The following is a 15,806-nucleotide window of genomic DNA, read 5'->3' on the forward strand; positions in this document are numbered from 1 at the left end:
GGCGCGGCGCAGACTCTGCGAGAATGCAGCCTTGTCCTCAACGCAGCTGACGAGATACCGTGACTGTCCGTGCCGTAGTGTTCGATTTTGGTGGTGTGCTGTTCGACTGGAACCCGGAATACCTGTATCGCGAATTGATTCCGGATCCACAGGAGCGCGCCCGGTTCTTGTCGGAGGTGTGCTCGCCGGCGTGGAATATCCGCCAGGATGCCGGCAGGCCGCTGCACGAGGCCACCGAGTCCCTGGTGGCCGAGCATCCCGCGCAGGCCGGCCTGATCCGCGCGTTCTATGGCCGCTGGCCGCAGATGCTGCGCGGTACGCTGGCCGATGGCGTGGCCCTGCTGCAGCGCCTGCACGACGCGCAGGTGCCACTGTTCGGCCTGACCAACTGGTCCAGCGAAACGTATCCCTATGCCGAGCGTATCGGCGATTTTCTGTCATGGTTCCGCGATATCCTGGTGTCCGGCGAGGTTGGCGTGGCCAAGCCCGACCCGGCCATCTACCGGCTCATGCAGGCGCGCATCGATGCCAGCCTGCCGGGCATCGCGCCAGGAGAGCTGCTGTTCATCGACGACAACGCGGCCAATGTGGCTGCGGCAACGGCACTCGGCTGGCAGGCCGTGCATCATGCCAGCGCCGCGCAGACCGCAAGCGCGCTGCGCGCAGCGGGATTGCATTTCTAGCCAGACTAGCCAGATCGATTGCCTGGTTTGCTTGTTGCGGGCAAACCTTGTTTTCCGACCCTCATTCCGACAGTCTTACGCGCCAGAGGATTCAGGAGCCCGCCGCCATGGCATCCACACCAGAACGTCCCAAGCATTTCTCGATGATCCGCGAGTTGCATCTTGCCGATCTGTTCACACTGGGCAACGCCGCCTGCGGCATGGCATCGGTGTTTTTCGCCATGTTCTACATCGCTTCGGGTTTGCCAGCGCATTTCATGGCGGCGGCAGCGCTGGCGCCTGCGGCCTTCATTTTCGACGTGCTGGACGGGCGCATCGCGCGCTGGCGCCACCAGCATTCCGCGCTGGGCCGCGAGCTGGACTCGCTCGCCGACATCATTTCCTTCGGGGTCGGCCCGGCCACGCTGGCGTTTGCCGCGGGCATGCGCGGCGGCTGGGACATGGCGGCGCTGATCTACTTCGTCTGCTGCGGCGTGAGCCGGCTGGCACGCTTCAATGTCACCGCCGAGACCTTGTCCGAGGGCAGCGGCAAGGTAGCGTATTTCGAGGGCACGCCGATTCCCACCAGCGTGCTGCTGACTGCCGTGCTGGCCTTTTGCGCGCGGCAGGGCCGGGTGGGCGATGCGCTCTACGGCGGCGTGTGGTCGATCGGCCCTGCGGACCTGCATCCGCTCGCGCTGCTGTTCGTGCTCTCCGGCTCGCTGATGATCAGCAAGACCTTGCGCATCCCGAAGATGTAGCCCCGCGCAAGAATGGCCGCCCCCGCTCCACGCTCGCGCCGCAGGTTGGCCACTATTGCCGCAGCGACAGCCAGATCGCCTTGGGCTCGGTGAAGTTGTCGATGGCAGCGTCGCCATGCTCCCGGCCCAGCCCCGAGTCGCCGGCCCCGCCCCAGGGCAGGCGCACGTCGGTGTGGCCATAGGTGTTGATCCACACCGTGCCGGCCTTGAGCTCGGCGGCCACCTGGTGCACGCGGCCGATGTCGGCGCTCCACACGCCCGCCGCCAGGCTGAACGCGGTGCCGTTGGCGATGCGCACGGCGTCGGCCTCGTCCTCGAAGCGGATCACGCTGGCAACCGGTCCGAAAATTTCCTCCTGCGAGACCCGCATCTCGTGCCGGACGTTGGCGAATACGGTGGGCTGCACGTAGTAGCCCTTGCCGCCCACGCGCTCGCCGCCGGTCACGGCGATGGCGCCTTCGCGCTTGCCGATCTCCACATAGTCCAGCACGGTCTTCATTTGCGCGGACGACACCAGCGGCCCCATGGTGGTGTCCGGCGCGGCGGGGTCTCCCACGCGGATCGAGGCGGCGCGCGCCGCCAGCTTTTCCACCACTTCGTCATAGACCTCGCGCTGCGCCAGGATGCGCGAGCCGGCCGAGCAGACTTGCCCCGCATTGAAGAAGATGCCCGAGGCGGCGGCGCGCACCGCGGCATCCACGTTGGCGTCGGCGAAGATCAGGTTGGCGGACTTGCCGCCGAGCTCCAGCGTGACGCGCTTGAAGTTGGCGGCGGCGCCTTGCATGATGCCGCGCCCCACGCCGGGCGAGCCGGTGAACGTCACCTTGTCGATGCCGGGATGGGCCACCAGCGCATTGCCCACGACGCTGCCCTTGCCGGTGACAATATTGAGCACGCCGGGCGGCAACCCGGCCTGCAGTGCCAGCTCGCCCACGCGCAGCGCGGTCAGCGGCGTGATCTCGGCGGGTTTGACGATGAGGGTGCAGCCGCAGGCCAGCGCAGGGGCGATCTTCCACATGCCGATCATCAGCGGGAAATTCCACGGCACGATGGCGGCGACCACGCCCACCGGCTCGCGCACGGTGTAGGTCAGCGCGCCGGGGCGGGTTGGCACCACCTGGCCGTTGATCTTGTCGGCCCAGCCTGCGTAATAGCGCACGGTGTCGATCACCGCCGGCATGTCCTGGCGCCGTACGGCGGCCAGCGGCTTGCCGGCATCCAGGCTTTCCAGCGCGATCAGCTCTTCCTGGTTCGCTTCCAGCAGGTCGGCAAAGCGGTACAGGATGCGGCCACGCTCGGCCGCGCGCAGGCCGCACCAGACCTTGAGCGCGGCGCGGGCGGCGGTCACGGCCAGGTCGACGTCGGCCGCGCTGCCCTGCGCGACCAGGGCGATCGGGAGCTCGGTGGCCGGATTGATGTCGGTGGAGTACTCCCCGGTGCCGGGTGGCAGGCGCTTGCCGTCGATCAGCAGGTCGTGTCTTGGCAGTTGGGGCTGCGTGCTCATGGTTGCTCCTCGCTTGGGATCGGTGACTTGGGGTCGGTGAACCTCGCGGCACGTTAACGGAAGCAATACGGCTTGCCAGTGACGCCCGTGCCTGCTGTCACGATGCAGTGTGGGTGGGCGTTGGCACTAAGTCCAATTAATAGGACGGATTGATTAATACGAAAAAAGCATGAATCAAGACGGGATAAAAGCGGGGCAGACGCGCCCGTCAGCCTTCGGCGCGTGTTGCCCGGACCGCGGCGCCCCGGGGGATGTCCTGTCGCCAGCCGGCATTGCGCAACAGCGCCGTCATGGCTGTATGCAACTGATGCGCCACAACTGGCTTGTGCAGCAGCGCGGCACCCCCGGCATGGACGCTGCGCAGGCGGTCCGGGGCGGTATCGCCGGTGATGATGACGGTGGGAATGGCGTGTCCTAGCCGCTCGCGGATCGCCATCATGGCTTCTTGGCCGGTGCGCTCGCTGCGCAGGCGATAGTCGGCCAGCAGCAGGTCGGGCTGGAAGGCGCCAAGCGCGGCCAGCGCGTCTTCCTCGGACTCCACGGCCAGGCACACCGATTGCCAGCTCTCCAGCAGCGCCGTCATGGCGACCCGGATTTCCTGGTCGTCGTCGATCACCAGCACGCGCAATCCCTTCAGGCTCGGCTTGTGATGCAAGCCGGCGGGCTGGGTTTCGGCGCGGTCCTCAGTCAGGGGCAGGGCGAAGCGGAAGACCGATCCGCGGCCAGGCCGAGAGTTCAGCAGGATCCGGGTGGAGATGGTGCGCGCCAGCCCTTCCACGATAGCCAGGCCTAGCCCGAGGCCCTTGCGCTGGTCCCGCTCCGGATTACCCAACTGGTGGAATTCCTTGAAGATCGCGCGATGCTGGGTCATGGGAATGCCGATCCCGGTATCCCAGACCTCGATCATCGTGCGCTCACCCCGGCGGCGGCATGCCACCAGCACGCCGCCCTGGGTGGTATAGCGGATCGCATTGGCGATCAGGTTGCGCAGGATCAGCTCGACCAGCGTCGGGTCGGCGAACACCGTGGCGGTGGTATCCCGGGTCCGGTAGAACAGGCCGCGGCCGTCGGCCTGCGGCGCAAACTCGTTCTCCAGCTTGTAGAGCAAGGGCTGCAGGCGGAAGGCGCGCGGCCGGGCGGTGATCACGCCCGCGTCCACCTTGGAGAAGTCCAGTAGCGTGTTGAGCATTTCGCGCGCCGCCCCGGAGGCAGCCTCGATGTGCGTGAGCAACTGGCGCTGCTTGTCGGTGAGCTCGGAGCGGCCCAGCGTGACCACGAACAAGCCGAGCGCATGCAGGGGCTGGCGCAGGTCGTGGCTGGCCGAGGCGAGGAACACGGATTTGGCGCGGTTGGCTTCCTCGGCCTCGCGTTGGGCATATTCAGCGCGGGCTGTCTGCTCGCGCAACTGCGAGATCAGCTCCACATTGGCAAAGCGCAGCGCAATGCCGTGCCGTGCCACGCGCGCATAGTTGCGCGCAAAGATCATCAGCACCATGAGATAAAGCGGCGCGCCGAGGAACATGGGCAGGTAGGCGACGTCGCCGGTGGCGATGAAGACCGCCCAGACCGGCACGATGGCCGGGATGAAGAACCCCACGGCAACCGGCAGGCAGGCGGAGAACACCGCCAGCGCGGCCGCGCTCATGCCCGCGATCAGCGAGAGGATGCAGATCACCGTCGCGGGCGTGCTCACATCCATGTAGAGCCACGCCGCCAGTCCCCAGAGCGCGCCGATCAGCGTCAGCAGCAGCGTCATGCTGCGCGCGTAGCGCCCGGCATGGGCTTCGGCCGTGCGCTCGGGCATCAGGCGCCGCCCGAAATGCCCGGCGGCGCAGGCCAGCCCCATCGTCAGCGCCCAGGGCAACGCACCCGGATGCCCGCCGCCAAGGACCAGGCCGAGGGCCAGGATGAACGCCGCTAGCGCGCAGCCCAGCATGGCGATGCCGAAGCTCTGGTCGATCAGTTCCATTTGCGCGGCCAGCAGCCGCGGTTCGTCAAAGCGAGGGAGGAGAAACGCCATGGCTTACCTGCCCGTCTGCACCAGGCCACGGCGCTGTGCCTCCAGCACCGCCTCGACGCGGCTGACCACGCCCAGGTAATCGAGAATGGCCGCCACGTGGACGCGCACGGTGTTTTCCGAGAGCCCCAGATGATAGGCAATGATCTTGTTGGAGCGGCCCTGGCTGAGCTGGTCCAGCACCTCGAGCTGGCGCGGCGTGAGCGAGCTGGCCTGGTAGCCCTGGTACGCGTTGCCGCTGGCATGGCCATCCGGGTTGCCGCAGTCGGCGCAGTCGGCGCCGGCGTTGAAGTACGTGTCACCGCGAAGGCAAGAGGCGATGGCGTCTTCGATCTCGCCGCTGCTCGCGGATTTTGGCAGGAAGCCGGCAATCTCCTTGCGCGCGGCGGCGGGAATGGTTTCCAGCCCGGAGGTGCCGGACACGATCAGGATGCGCGCTGCGCAGAAGTGGCGGCGCAACACCTTGATGCCCTCGATTCCGTTGAGGCCGGGCATCTGGATATCCAGCAGGATGATATCCACGCTGGCGGCGCGGTGTTCCTCCACCGCGCCCATGACGGAGCCCGCCTCGATGATGCTCGCCACGCTTGGGCTGTCTGCCAGCACCAGGCGCAGGCCGGTGCGGAACAGGGTGTGGTCGTCGATCAGCAGCAGGTGGGCGTTGAGCATGGGTTGGGGTTGGCCGGCGCACGGCGCGCAGGCTGCGGCCGATGGAACAAGTGGAGCAAAATGTGACGCGCTGCGCCCCGGTCGAAGCGAGCGCCAAGGCGAATTGGACTCGATTATGGTGGGCTTGTCTATTTCCCCACTAAAGAGGGGAAAGGAAGGGTGGGGCGCAGCGGGGTCTGGCGTGGTGCCGCCCTGCAGATCGCCTGTGCGCTGGCGCTCGCGGGAAATGATCTGCCGCATGCGGGCGCCGGCGGCTTGGCGCAGGGATGGGCACTAGTCCAGAAGGATTATTTTGTTCGCGCACGTCTGGTGTCACCATGCACGCATGGGTGATTTCCGCGACTCGCCCATACCACTTTTGTTACCCACTACCACCCGGCAGTGGGTTTTTTTTGGCCCACGGTTTCGCGCCGCCGGATAGGCCCCCCGCCCGGGGGATGCAACCTGTTGCAGGCCGATTTGTCGATGCCTTCTTAGTTGACTGACCGGCCAGTCAGTCGATCAGCTTGCCCGCGGCATCGAAGAAAGGATGGTCTGCGCCAAAGTCACCGATCACCGCCGCGTGGCTGACCAGCCCATGCGCGGAATCCCACTGATGCAGCAGGTAGCCGGGCGGCTCCATGCGAAACCGCGAGGCCGCCTGCGGATCGAGATCGAGCGTGACCTGATGCGCGGGACCCGGCGCCGTCATGGCGATGGTGCCGCCAAAGCGGTGCGTGATGTGCCGGTGCAGGTGGCCGCACAACACGCGCTCGACGGTCGGGTGCCTGCGCACCACCGCCTCCAGCAGCGCTGCATCCTTCAGGCCCTGCTGGTCCATGTGGCCGATGCCGGTATGAAAGGGCGGGTGGTGGAGCATCAACAGCGTAGGCCTGCCAGGTTCGGCCGCGAGCGTGGCCTCGAGCCACGGCAGCGCGGCGGGATCGACCCGGCCGCCCGGCTTTCCCGGCACCGTGCAGTCGAAGGCCACCAGGCGTAGTGGCCCGGCCTCCACACTGTAGTGAACCGGCGCGTCACCGTCGCCGTTGGCGAACAGGTAATCGTGATCGGCAAACACGCGGCGCAGCGTGGCGCGGTGATCATGGTTGCCGGGCAAGAGCCGCACCGGCATCGGCAGCGTTTGCAGGATGCCGCGCAGGAAGCGGTATTCCTCCTCGGTGCCGAAGTCCACCAGGTCGCCGGTGATGACGACGGAGTCGGGCTGCTGCGGCGCCGCCAGCAGCGACGCGATGCAGCGCCGCAGAGCGCCTGCGGTGTCTACCATGCGGTAGGACAGCTTGCCGCCGGCCTTGATGTGCAGGTCGGTGATGTGGGCCAGCAGGTAGGTGCCGGCCGGGTTGTCGTTGGTGGTGTTCATGCGCAGAGCGCTTCGGGGAGCGTGATCAGGTGGCCGGTATCGAGGCGCAGGCCCACGCGGTCGCCCGCGAGCCAGCCATCGCGCCGGGTGGTGTCGACGACAAGCGGCGCCGGCGCGCCCACGTCGACCAGCAAGCGTGTGTAGTTGCCCAGGAACAGCGCGGTGACGACCGAGCCGCCCAGGTGGGCATCCTCGGCCTGTGCCAGCGCGACGTCTTCGGGGCGGAACAGCAGTTCGGCGCGCGGCGAGGGCGCGGCGGCGAGGCTTGCGGCGGTGCCATGGCGTGGCACCAGGCCGCCCGGCACGCGCCAGGCATTGGCCTCCAGCACGGCCGGCAGGCGGTTCATGGTGCCGATGAAATCCGCCACGAAGGCATTGGCCGGCGCGCGGTAGATCTGCTGCGGCGTGCCGGTCTGCGCGATGCGGCCACGGTCCATCACGATGATGCGGTCGCCCAGCGCCATTGCCTCGGCCTGGTCGTGGGTGACGTAGACGGCGGTGATATGCAGGCTGCGCAGCAACTGGTTGATGTCGGCACGCAAGGCGTCGCGCAGCTTGGCGTCCAGCGCGGTCAGCGGCTCATCGAGCAGCAGCACGCGCGGCTGCACGGCAATGGCGCGGGCCAGCGCCACGCGCTGGCGCTGGCCGCCGGACAACTGGTCGATGCGCCGCTCGGCAAAAGGCCCCAGATGCATCATGGCCAGCATCTCGTCCACCCGGCGGCGGCGCGCGGCGGCGTCGATGCGGCGCACGCGCAGGCCGTAGGCGATGTTCTCCGCCACGGTCATGTTGGGGAACAGTGCGTAGCTCTGGAACACCATGCCCACGCCGCGCTGCTCGATCGGCAGCGGCGTCACATCGTTGTCGCCAAACATCACCACGCCGCCGGCGTCGGGGAACTCCAGCCCGGCGATGATGCGCAGTGTGGTGGTCTTGCCGCAGCCCGAGGGGCCGAGCAGCACCACGGTCTCGCCTGCGCCGATGTCTAGGTCGAGCGGTTGCAGCGCCAGCGTGCCGTCGGCGAAGGTCTTGCCGCAGTGGCGCAGCGTGATGGTGGTCGGTTCATGCATGGCGGGCCTCGGAAGTGGAGAGCGGATCGGTGCCGGGGATCGTTCTGGCGTCGGCGCCGTCGGCAAGCGGCTGGTGCTTGCGGGCGCGCGCGCCCAGCGCGGACAAGCCCTGCATCAGCACCAGCAGCGGGATGATCATGAAGAAAAACACGATGGTGTAGGCCGAGCCGATCTCCAGCCGCATCGAGGCGTAGCTGTCGGCCAGCCCCACGGGCAGCGTCTGCGTGGTGGGCGTATGCAGCATCCAGGTCAGGTTGAACTCCCCCACCGACAGCGTTACCACCATCAGCGCCCCGGCCAGGATGCCCTGGCGGCAGTTCGGCAGCACCACGGTGAAGAAGCGCTGCAGGCGGTTTGCGCCCAGGCTGGCGGCAGCGTCCTCCAGCGTGCGGATATCGATGGCCGACATGATGGCCAGCACCGAGCGCACCATGAACGGCAACGTAAACAGCACATGGCCCACGAGGATAAACACCCAGCTCGTGCGGAACGCCTGCCAGCCACCATAGAGCAGGATCAGCCCAAGCGCGGTGGCCAGCCCTGGCACCGCCACCGGCAGCATCAGCAGCTCCTCGATCAGGCGCGTCACGCGCCCGCGCCGCAGCGCCATGTAGTAGGCCGCGGGCACGCCCAGCACCAGGGTGCAAGCCAGGCATGCCAGGGCAATGCCCAGCGACAGGAAGATGGTGTTGCGGTAGAGCGCCCACACCTCTACCAGCCAGCGCGTGGTGAGGCCGCTGGACACGCCCACAAAGATGTTGTTGGTGAGGCCGGCCAGCACGGACAGCACCACCGGTACCACCATGAACAGGCATACCAGAAGGGTAAGCGCGAGCTGCAGCCAGTAGGCATTGCCGCGGCGGGAAGACGTCATCATGGGTAGCCTCAGGCAGTAGCGGCGACAGCGTCGCCCGAGAACCAGCGCGCCACCGCCAGCAAGGCCCAGGTGACCGTGCCGAGCAGCAGGGACAGTGCGGCGGCCATGCCGAAGTTGGCGTAGTTGGTGAACTCGTTGTAGATGGTCAGCGGCAAGACATCGAGCTGCGTGGCCAGCGTGAAGGCCGTGCCGAAGGCGCCCATGCTGGTGGCGAAGCAGATCGCGCCGCTGGAAATCATGGCCGGCATCAGCGCGGGCAACATCACGTCGCGCACCACGCGCCAGCGGCCCGCGCCGAGCGATCGGGCGGCTTCTTCCAGCGATGCGTCGAGCTTGGCAACGGCTGCCATCACCGTCAGGATCACGCGCGGGATGGAGAAGTACAGGTAGCCGACGAACAGGCCGGCGAGACCGTACGCAAAGGTCCAGCGGTCTCCCACCAGCCAGTCGCCCACCATGGCGAGCAGGCCGTTGCGCCCGCCCAGCATGATGACCATGAAGCCGATGACAACGCCGGGGAAGGCTAGCGGGAACGTCAGCATGGCGACCAGCAGAGCCTTTCCGGGCACGGCGTTGCGCTCCAGGAAGGTGCCGGTGATGCCGGCGATGATCAGGGTGGCCAGCGTGACCGTTGCCGATAGCAGCACGGTGACCATCAGGCTGTGCAGATAGCGCTCGCTTGAGATGACGGTCCAGTAGACGCTCGCGCCTGTTTCACCCGTGACGCTGATCGCCAGCAGCTTTGCCATGGGCAGGCAGAAGAAGGCGAAGAAGACGATCAGGGCCGGGAGGGCGAAGAGGAGGAGTGGGGGGCTTCGTTTAGGCATGATGGGTTTGCTTTTTCCCGGGGTGGGTGAGGATCAGCTTCAACGTTGATGGCTTGGGTTCAATGGGGGGCTGCTTAACTTCAACTTCAAGGGCTTAACTTCAACTTCAACTGCAGTTTCACCACGCCTGCGGCGCGGCGACCTACTTTCTTGTCTTGCCAAAAAAGTAGGCAAAAAAGGCGTGCCCCGGATGGGGCGCCCCATACGGCCTAGGTAAACCTTGACGGCTCGCTTCGCATCGCGCTTGGGTGTTTCCCGCCCTTTCGGGCGGGAAACACGGCTACCACAATGGGTTGATCTTGCCGCTGCTTGGCTCCCCTCTCCCACTTGTGGGAGAGGGCGGGCGCTCGTCAAGCGCGCGATGCCGCACTCATCCACTTGCGCTCGCCGTTTAACGGACTTCCTTCAGATACTGCTCGCTGAAGCCTTTCTGCGCATCTGCCATCTTTCCGAAATCCACCGGCTTGGCGCGGGCGTAATCCGCTGCTGGCAGGAAGCGCGCTTGCACTTCCTTGGGCACGGCGGCGCTGCGCACGGGGCGCAGGTAGGCATTGGCCCACAGGGCTTGCCCTTCATCGGACAGCACAAAGTCCAGCACCTTCTTGCCTTGTGCATCGTGCGGTGCCTTGTTCACCAGGCTCATCACGTACGGCACCACCACCGTGCCTTCCTTCGGAATCACGAAGGCCACGTTGGACTTGTCCTTGTAGCGGGCGCGGTAAGCGTTGAAGTCGTAGTCCAGCAGGATCGGGATCTCGCCGGAGAGCACGCGGGCATAGGCGGTTTGCTTGGGGACGATGGGCTGGTTCTTCTGCAGGTCGCGGAAGTACTTGAAGGCCGGGCCGAAGTTGTCCATCGAGCCGCCCATCGCCTGGTTGACGGCAACCGCGCCGACGTAGCCGACAAAGGCGCTGGCCGGGTCGAGGTAGCCGATCAGGCCCTTGTACTCGGGTTTGAGCAGGTCGGCCCAGGACTGCGGCACGGGCTTGCCGCGCAGCGCGTCGACGTTGACCATGAAGCCGAGCGTGCCGGAGTGGATGGCGAACCAGTTGCCTTGCGGGTCCTTGAGGCCGTCGGGGATGTCGTTCCAGTGGGCCGGCTTGTAGGGGGCGGTGACGCCGTCCTTCTTGGCCTGGATGCCGAAGGTCACGCCGTAGTACACCACGTCCGCTACCGGGCTGCCTTTTTCGGCGACCAGCTGCGCGAGCGACTGGCCGGAGTTCTTGTTGTCATGCGGCACCGTGACGCCGGTCTTTTCCTTGATGGCGCGGATCTGCGAGGCCCAATCTGCCCATTCGGGCGGGCAGTTGTAGCAGATCGCGGTTTGCGCTGCGGCGCCCTGGCTGAATGCGCAGACGGCGGCGGCGCCGAGCGCGCTGGCGATCCGGCGCAGCGGTTTGTGCCAGGAACGGGTTGCTTGCATGGTGAACTCCTTGGGTTGCATACGAGGGCTAGGGCTAGGGCTAGGGCTGGGGGAACGCGGTGGGTGAAGGGTCATGCCGGTGCGGCTACCGTGCCGCCCAGGCGCAGGCCGTGGGGCAGCAAGGTAATGCGCCCGGGCCTGGCGCCGGATACGTTGGGTATGCCGGATACGTTGGATACGCCGGTTGCTGCGAGGCCGAAGCGCTGAAGCAACTGCGCAACGGCGCGCTCGCCGATTTCGGTGTTGGGCTGCACCACCGATGCCAGTGGCGGCTCCACCAGCGCGCCCAGCGCGATGCCGTCGTAGCCCAGCACGGAAATGTCGCGCGGCACGCGCAGGCCGAGCCGCTTCAGGTCGGAAATCACGCCGATCGCCAGCAGGTCGTTGGTGCAAAAAAAGGCGGTGGGCGCATCCGGCCCGGCGGCCAGCGCGCCGATCTGGTCAGCGTTGCTGGCGGTGTGGGTGGGCAGGCAAAGCGGTGGTGCGGCTTCCAGGCCGTGCGCGTGCATGGCGTCGCGGTAGCCCTCGAAGCGCTGGCGCGCGCGGTCGGAGGCGATGAAGGCGCCAGAGACCACGCGGATGCGGCGGTGCCCTGCCGCGATCAGGGCTTGCACGCCTTCGCGGGCGCTGCCGCGGTTGTCCACGGAGACGGAGTGGCGCTGGCCGCGCGCGGCTGCCTGGTTGTAGGCCAGCACATAGGGCACGCCTTCGGCATCGAGCTGGTCGAGCACGGCGCTGCGGGCGGCGTCGGCCACCGTGAGCACCATGCCGTCGACCCGGTGGCGCAGCAGGTATTCGATGCGCTCGCGTTCGCGCGCGGGGTCGTAGGCGCTGGTCACCAGCATCAGCGAGTAGCCGGCGGCCAGCGCGGCGTCCTCGATGCCGCGCCAGCATTCGGCGAACACGGCGTTTTCCAGGGTGGGCAGCATCACGCCAATCATCCGGCTTTGCTGCGCGCGCAGCTTGCTGCCGAGCAGGTTGGGGCGAAAGCTCAGCCGCCGTGCGGCTTCCAGCACGCGCTGCGCGGTGCCTTCGCGCACCAGCGCCGGGCTGTTGAACGCGCGCGATGCGGTGGCTAGCGATACACCAGCTGCTTGCGCAACGTCCACCAGCGTGGCGGTGCCGGCGGCGTCCGGGGCGGTGCTGCTGGAACGGTCCTGGGTGCGCTTCACGCGAGAGCTTCCGGTCTTGGTTTCGGGATCACATCGTGCGCATGGCGAACCAGGCGCGCAACAGCGGTAAAAATGAAAACGTTTTCATTCAAGCCGCAAAAAAATCGGGTCGCAAGCCTTTTTGCTGCTGCGGTGCATTAGCGCAATCGCGCTGCGGCAAGGCGAAACCCGGTACAGCGCGAATTCTGGGGATGCTGCATGACAGCACGATGACAGGCGCAGACGAGGACGCGAAGGGCCGGGCGGCTGGATCGCGGCGCCGCGGATCACAATGGGGTTGAAACTATCATGCAATTTCATTAACATGTTAATTACAGGCGGCGCCAACGGGCGATCCGCCGTCGACGATCCGCCGGCCCGGCAGCGCAAGCGCCCGGCGAGCGCGGGCGCAACCAGAGAGGAGCACGATGCGACAAGCCAGAATCGCCGCCGGCGGCCGGCCAGTGCGGGCAGTGCCGGTGGACGGTGCCACCTTGCTGCCGCTGGACGGTGGGCGCGCCCTGCGCGAGGATGAATTCATGTGGCAGCCCGCCATCACCGGCACGGTGTACGGCACGCTGCTGAACTTCAAGGGCGCGCTCGCGGCCCTTGGCGACAGTGTCAATGCGGCCCCTTACCAGGCGCCGCCTGCTGGCCCGATCCTCTACATCAAGCCGGCCAATACCCTGGCCGCCCATGGCAGCCTTGTCGCGCTGCCACCGGGCCAGGAAACCCTGGAAATCGGCGCCGCGCTCGGCATCGTGATCGGCCGGCGCGCAACCCGCATCGACCCGGCGCAGGCCGCGGACTATATCGCAGGGTACACGGTGGTGTCGGATGTCAGCGTGCCGCACGCCAGCTATTACCGCCCGGCGGTGCGCCACAAGTGCCGCGACGGCTATTGCCCGATTGGCCCGTGGGTGATGGCCAGCGAGCAGGTCGGCAACGCCGATGCGCTCAGCATGGTGGTGCGCATCAATGGCGAGGAGCGCCAGCGCAACCACACCGGCAACCTGCTGCGCCCCGTGGCGCAATTGCTGGCCGATGTCACCGCCTTCATGTCGCTCGAAGCCGGCGACGTGCTGCTGGCGGGCGTGCCCGAAGGCGCGCCGCTGGCGCGTGCCGGCGACATGGTGGAGATCGAAATCGAACACGTAGGGCGCCTGCGGCACGGCATCAAGGCAGCGCCCGGGGAGGCAGCATGAGAACCGCACGTGTAGCCTTCGATGGCCTGGTCCACACCGCGCAGCCGGCTGGCGAAGGCGCATTGCGCCTGGACGACGGCCGCGTGGTCAGCGAGCACGCCGTGACGTGGCTGCCGCCCGTGGTGCCGCGCACCACCTTCGCGCTTGGCCTGAACTATGCCGACCACGCGCGCGAACTGGCCTTCAAGGCGCCGGAAGAACCACTCATCTTCCTCAAGGGGCCGGGCGCGTTCATTGGCCACCGGGCGCATACCATCCGGCCGGAGGGCGTGAAGTACATGCATTACGAGTGCGAGCTGGCGGTGGTGATCGGCAGCACGGCGCGCGGCGTCAAGGCGGCGCAAGCTTATGACTACGTGCGCGGCTATACCGTCGCCAACGACTACGCCATCCGCGACTACCTGGAAAACTACTATCGCCCCAACCTGCGGGTGAAGAACCGCGACACCTGTACGCCGCTCGGGCCGTGGCTGGTGGACCGCGACGACGTGCCGGATCCGATGAACCTCGCGCTCACCACTACCGTAAACGGCAAGCTGACCCAGCAGGGCAGCACCCGCGACATGATCTTCGCCGTCCCGTGGCTGATCGAATACCTCAGCAGCTTCATGACGCTGGAGGCGGGCGATGTGATCCTGACCGGCACGCCGGAAGGGCTGGCCGACACGCAGCCGGGCGATGAAATCGTTACGGAAATCGAAGGGGTGGGGCGGCTGGTGAACACCATTGCCTCGGCTACCGAATACGGCAGCGGGCGCTGAAGCGAGCTGAAGCGAACCCAGGCGCACCGGGCGCACCAAATGCCAACAGGAGACAACCATGATCAAGCATTGGATCAACGGCAAGCAGGTCGACAGCAAGGACACGTTCACCACCTGGAACCCGGCCACCGGTGAAGAGATCGCCACGGTGGCCGCGGGCGGCGAGGCCGAGGTCAACGCCGCGGTGGCGGCGGCCAAGGCGGCGTTCCCCAAGTGGGCCAATACCCCGGCCAAGGAGCGCGCCCGCATCATGCGCCGCCTGGCCGACCTGATCACCGAGCACGTGCCGCACCTTGCCGCGCTGGAAACGCAGGACACAGGCTTGCCGATCGCGCAGACCGGCAAGCAGCTGATCCCGCGCGCCGCCGAGAACTTCAATTTCTTCGCCGAGGTGTGCGTGCAGATGAACGGCCGCACCTATCCCGTGGACGATCAGATGCTCAACTACACGCTCTACCAGCCGGTGGGCGTGTGCGCGCTGATCTCGCCGTGGAACGTGCCCTTCATGACTGCCACCTGGAAAGTCGCGCCATGCCTGGCGCTGGGCAATACCGCGGTGCTGAAGATGTCGGAGCTGTCGCCGCTCACGGCGGACCAGCTCGGCATGCTGGCGCTGGAAGCCGGGGTGCCGGCTGGCGTGCTCAACGTGGTGCAGGGCTACGGCGCCAGCGCCGGGGACGCGCTGGTGCGCCATCCGGACGTGCGGGCCGTATCGTTTACGGGCGGCACGGCCACCGGCAAGCGCATCATCGAGCGCGCGGGCCTGAAGAAATTCTCGATGGAACTGGGCGGCAAGTCGCCGGTGCTGGTGTTCGACGACGCGGACCTGGAGCGCGCGCTGGACGCCGCGCTGTTCACCATTTTCTCGATCAACGGCGAGCGCTGCACCGCGGGTTCGCGCATCTTCGTGCAGGACACGGTCTACGACGACTTCGTCGGCAAGTTCGCCGAACGCGCCAGGCGCTTGCGCGTGGGCGACCCGACCAGCGAGCAGACGCATGTGGGCGCCATGATCACCCAGCAGCACTGGGAGAAGGTCACGGGCTATATCCGCCTGGGCGAGCAGGAGGGTGCCACCATCCTGGCCGGCGGCGCCGAGCGGCCGTCCGGCCTGCCGGCGCACCTGCGCAACGGCAATTTCGTGCAGCCCACGGTGCTGGCCAATGTGGAAAACCACATGCGCGTGGCGCAGGAAGAGATCTTTGGCCCGGTGGCCTGCCTGATCCCGTTCAAGGGCGAAGACGATGGCCTGGCCATGGCCAATGACACCGCTTACGGCCTGGCCTCGTACATCTGGACCCAGGACGTGGGCAAGGTGCACCGCCTGGCGCGCGGCATCGAGGCCGGCATGGTGTTCGTCAACAGCCAGAACGTGCGCGACCTGCGCCAGCCGTTTGGCGGCACCAAGGCATCCGGCACGGGGCGCGAGGGCGGCGAGTTCAGCTTCGAGGTGTTTGCTGAGGTGAAGAACGTTTGCATCTCGATGGGCGGGCATCATATTCCGCGCTGGGGCGTTTGAGCA

Annotated in this window: 15 protein-coding genes; 6 read left to right on the forward strand and 9 right to left on the reverse strand. The window is 67.0% G+C overall.

Translation table 11 applies throughout. The features are described from left to right. Window positions 1-59 precede the first annotated feature (59 nt). Window positions 60-683, forward strand: coding sequence for an HAD family hydrolase (locus AC1RQK_RS00590; RefSeq protein WP_492807118.1), 624 nt, complete (start codon window positions 60-62; stop codon window positions 681-683). A 107-nt stretch (window positions 684-790) separates the two neighbouring features. Next, window positions 791-1,423, forward strand: coding sequence for a CDP-diacylglycerol--serine O-phosphatidyltransferase (gene pssA, locus AC1RQK_RS00595; RefSeq protein ID WP_492807120.1), 633 nt, complete (start codon window positions 791-793; stop codon window positions 1,421-1,423). 52 nt (window positions 1,424-1,475) lie between these two features. Here pssA and AC1RQK_RS00600 read toward each other — a convergent pair whose 3' ends face one another. From AC1RQK_RS00600 to AC1RQK_RS00640, 9 genes are all read right to left on the reverse strand, one after another. Beyond that, on the reverse strand, window positions 1,476-2,927 hold the full coding sequence (locus AC1RQK_RS00600; RefSeq protein WP_492375196.1) for an aldehyde dehydrogenase family protein: 1,452 nt from the start codon (window positions 2,925-2,927) through the stop codon (window positions 1,476-1,478). Window positions 2,928-3,135: 208 nt separating this feature from the next. After that, window positions 3,136-4,947 (reverse strand): ATP-binding response regulator, encoded by a 1,812-nt coding sequence (locus AC1RQK_RS00605; protein WP_492375197.1) that lies wholly within the window; start codon window positions 4,945-4,947, stop codon window positions 3,136-3,138. A 3-nt stretch (window positions 4,948-4,950) separates the two neighbouring features. Further along, a complete protein-coding gene (locus AC1RQK_RS00610; RefSeq protein WP_492807122.1) occupies window positions 4,951-5,613 on the reverse strand; it encodes a response regulator in 663 nt (220 codons plus the stop codon). 493 nt (window positions 5,614-6,106) lie between these two features. After that, window positions 6,107-6,970 carry a phosphodiesterase gene (locus tag AC1RQK_RS00615; RefSeq protein WP_492807124.1) on the reverse strand — a complete coding sequence of 288 codons (864 nt, stop codon included), beginning with the start codon at window positions 6,968-6,970 and terminating at the stop codon, window positions 6,107-6,109. Further along, complete coding sequence (locus AC1RQK_RS00620) at window positions 6,967-8,040, reverse strand: ABC transporter ATP-binding protein (protein WP_492375200.1); 1,074 nt, start codon at window positions 8,038-8,040, stop codon at window positions 6,967-6,969. The genes AC1RQK_RS00615 and AC1RQK_RS00620 overlap by 4 nt, the downstream gene beginning before the upstream one ends. Continuing rightward, a complete protein-coding gene (locus AC1RQK_RS00625) occupies window positions 8,033-8,914 on the reverse strand; it encodes an ABC transporter permease (protein ID WP_492375212.1) in 882 nt (293 codons plus the stop codon). The genes AC1RQK_RS00620 and AC1RQK_RS00625 overlap by 8 nt, the downstream gene beginning before the upstream one ends. 11 nt (window positions 8,915-8,925) lie before the next feature. Further along, on the reverse strand, window positions 8,926-9,744 hold the full coding sequence (locus AC1RQK_RS00630; protein WP_492807125.1) for an ABC transporter permease: 819 nt from the start codon (window positions 9,742-9,744) through the stop codon (window positions 8,926-8,928). Window positions 9,745-10,135: 391 nt separating this feature from the next. Further along, window positions 10,136-11,167 carry an ABC transporter substrate-binding protein gene (locus AC1RQK_RS00635; protein WP_183032245.1) on the reverse strand — a complete coding sequence of 344 codons (1,032 nt, stop codon included), beginning with the start codon at window positions 11,165-11,167 and terminating at the stop codon, window positions 10,136-10,138. 71 nt (window positions 11,168-11,238) lie between these two features. Further along, entirely contained in the window at window positions 11,239-12,339 is a 1,101-nt protein-coding gene (locus AC1RQK_RS00640; RefSeq protein ID WP_492807126.1) for a substrate-binding domain-containing protein, read from the reverse strand. A 35-nt stretch (window positions 12,340-12,374) separates the two neighbouring features. On the opposite strand from AC1RQK_RS00640, the gene AC1RQK_RS00645 reads away from it, so the two are divergent. From AC1RQK_RS00645 to hpaE, 4 genes are all read left to right on the forward strand, one after another. Then, window positions 12,375-12,620 (forward strand): hypothetical protein, encoded by a 246-nt coding sequence (locus AC1RQK_RS00645; RefSeq protein ID WP_492372071.1) that lies wholly within the window; start codon window positions 12,375-12,377, stop codon window positions 12,618-12,620. A 237-nt stretch (window positions 12,621-12,857) separates the two neighbouring features. Continuing rightward, on the forward strand, window positions 12,858-13,523 hold the full coding sequence (locus AC1RQK_RS00650) for a fumarylacetoacetate hydrolase family protein (protein ID WP_492807475.1): 666 nt from the start codon (window positions 12,858-12,860) through the stop codon (window positions 13,521-13,523). Then, window positions 13,520-14,284, forward strand: coding sequence for a fumarylacetoacetate hydrolase family protein (locus tag AC1RQK_RS00655; protein WP_492807127.1), 765 nt, complete (start codon window positions 13,520-13,522; stop codon window positions 14,282-14,284). Before AC1RQK_RS00650 ends, AC1RQK_RS00655 begins: the two co-directional genes overlap by 4 nt. Window positions 14,285-14,342: 58 nt before the next feature. Next, window positions 14,343-15,803, forward strand: a complete 1,461-nt coding sequence (hpaE, locus tag AC1RQK_RS00660) for a 5-carboxymethyl-2-hydroxymuconate semialdehyde dehydrogenase (RefSeq protein ID WP_492807128.1) — start codon at window positions 14,343-14,345, stop codon at window positions 15,801-15,803. Window positions 15,804-15,806: the final 3 nt, after the last annotated feature.

Source organism: Cupriavidus sp. GW822-FHT02D05 (assembly GCF_058802485.1).

Excerpts from the sequence above, each read along its gene's own strand:
- pssA (WP_492807120.1), top strand. The coding sequence starts at position 791 with ATGGCATCCACACCAGAACGTCCCAAGCATTTCTCGATGATCCGCGAG.
- AC1RQK_RS00600 (WP_492375196.1), bottom strand. The coding sequence starts at position 2,927 with ATGAGCACGCAGCCCCAACTGCCAAGACACGACCTGCTGATCGACGGC.
- AC1RQK_RS00605 (WP_492375197.1), bottom strand. The coding sequence starts at position 4,947 with ATGGCGTTTCTCCTCCCTCGCTTTGACGAACCGCGGCTGCTGGCCGCG.
- AC1RQK_RS00610 (WP_492807122.1), bottom strand. The coding sequence starts at position 5,613 with ATGCTCAACGCCCACCTGCTGCTGATCGACGACCACACCCTGTTCCGC.
- AC1RQK_RS00615 (WP_492807124.1), bottom strand. The coding sequence starts at position 6,970 with ATGAACACCACCAACGACAACCCGGCCGGCACCTACCTGCTGGCCCAC.
- AC1RQK_RS00620 (WP_492375200.1), bottom strand. The coding sequence starts at position 8,040 with ATGCATGAACCGACCACCATCACGCTGCGCCACTGCGGCAAGACCTTC.
- AC1RQK_RS00625 (WP_492375212.1), bottom strand. The coding sequence starts at position 8,914 with ATGACGTCTTCCCGCCGCGGCAATGCCTACTGGCTGCAGCTCGCGCTT.
- AC1RQK_RS00630 (WP_492807125.1), bottom strand. The coding sequence starts at position 9,744 with ATGCCTAAACGAAGCCCCCCACTCCTCCTCTTCGCCCTCCCGGCCCTG.
- AC1RQK_RS00635 (WP_183032245.1), bottom strand. The coding sequence starts at position 11,167 with ATGCAAGCAACCCGTTCCTGGCACAAACCGCTGCGCCGGATCGCCAGC.
- AC1RQK_RS00650 (WP_492807475.1), top strand. The coding sequence starts at position 12,858 with ATGTGGCAGCCCGCCATCACCGGCACGGTGTACGGCACGCTGCTGAAC.
- AC1RQK_RS00655 (WP_492807127.1), top strand. The coding sequence starts at position 13,520 with ATGAGAACCGCACGTGTAGCCTTCGATGGCCTGGTCCACACCGCGCAG.
- hpaE (WP_492807128.1), top strand. The coding sequence starts at position 14,343 with ATGATCAAGCATTGGATCAACGGCAAGCAGGTCGACAGCAAGGACACG.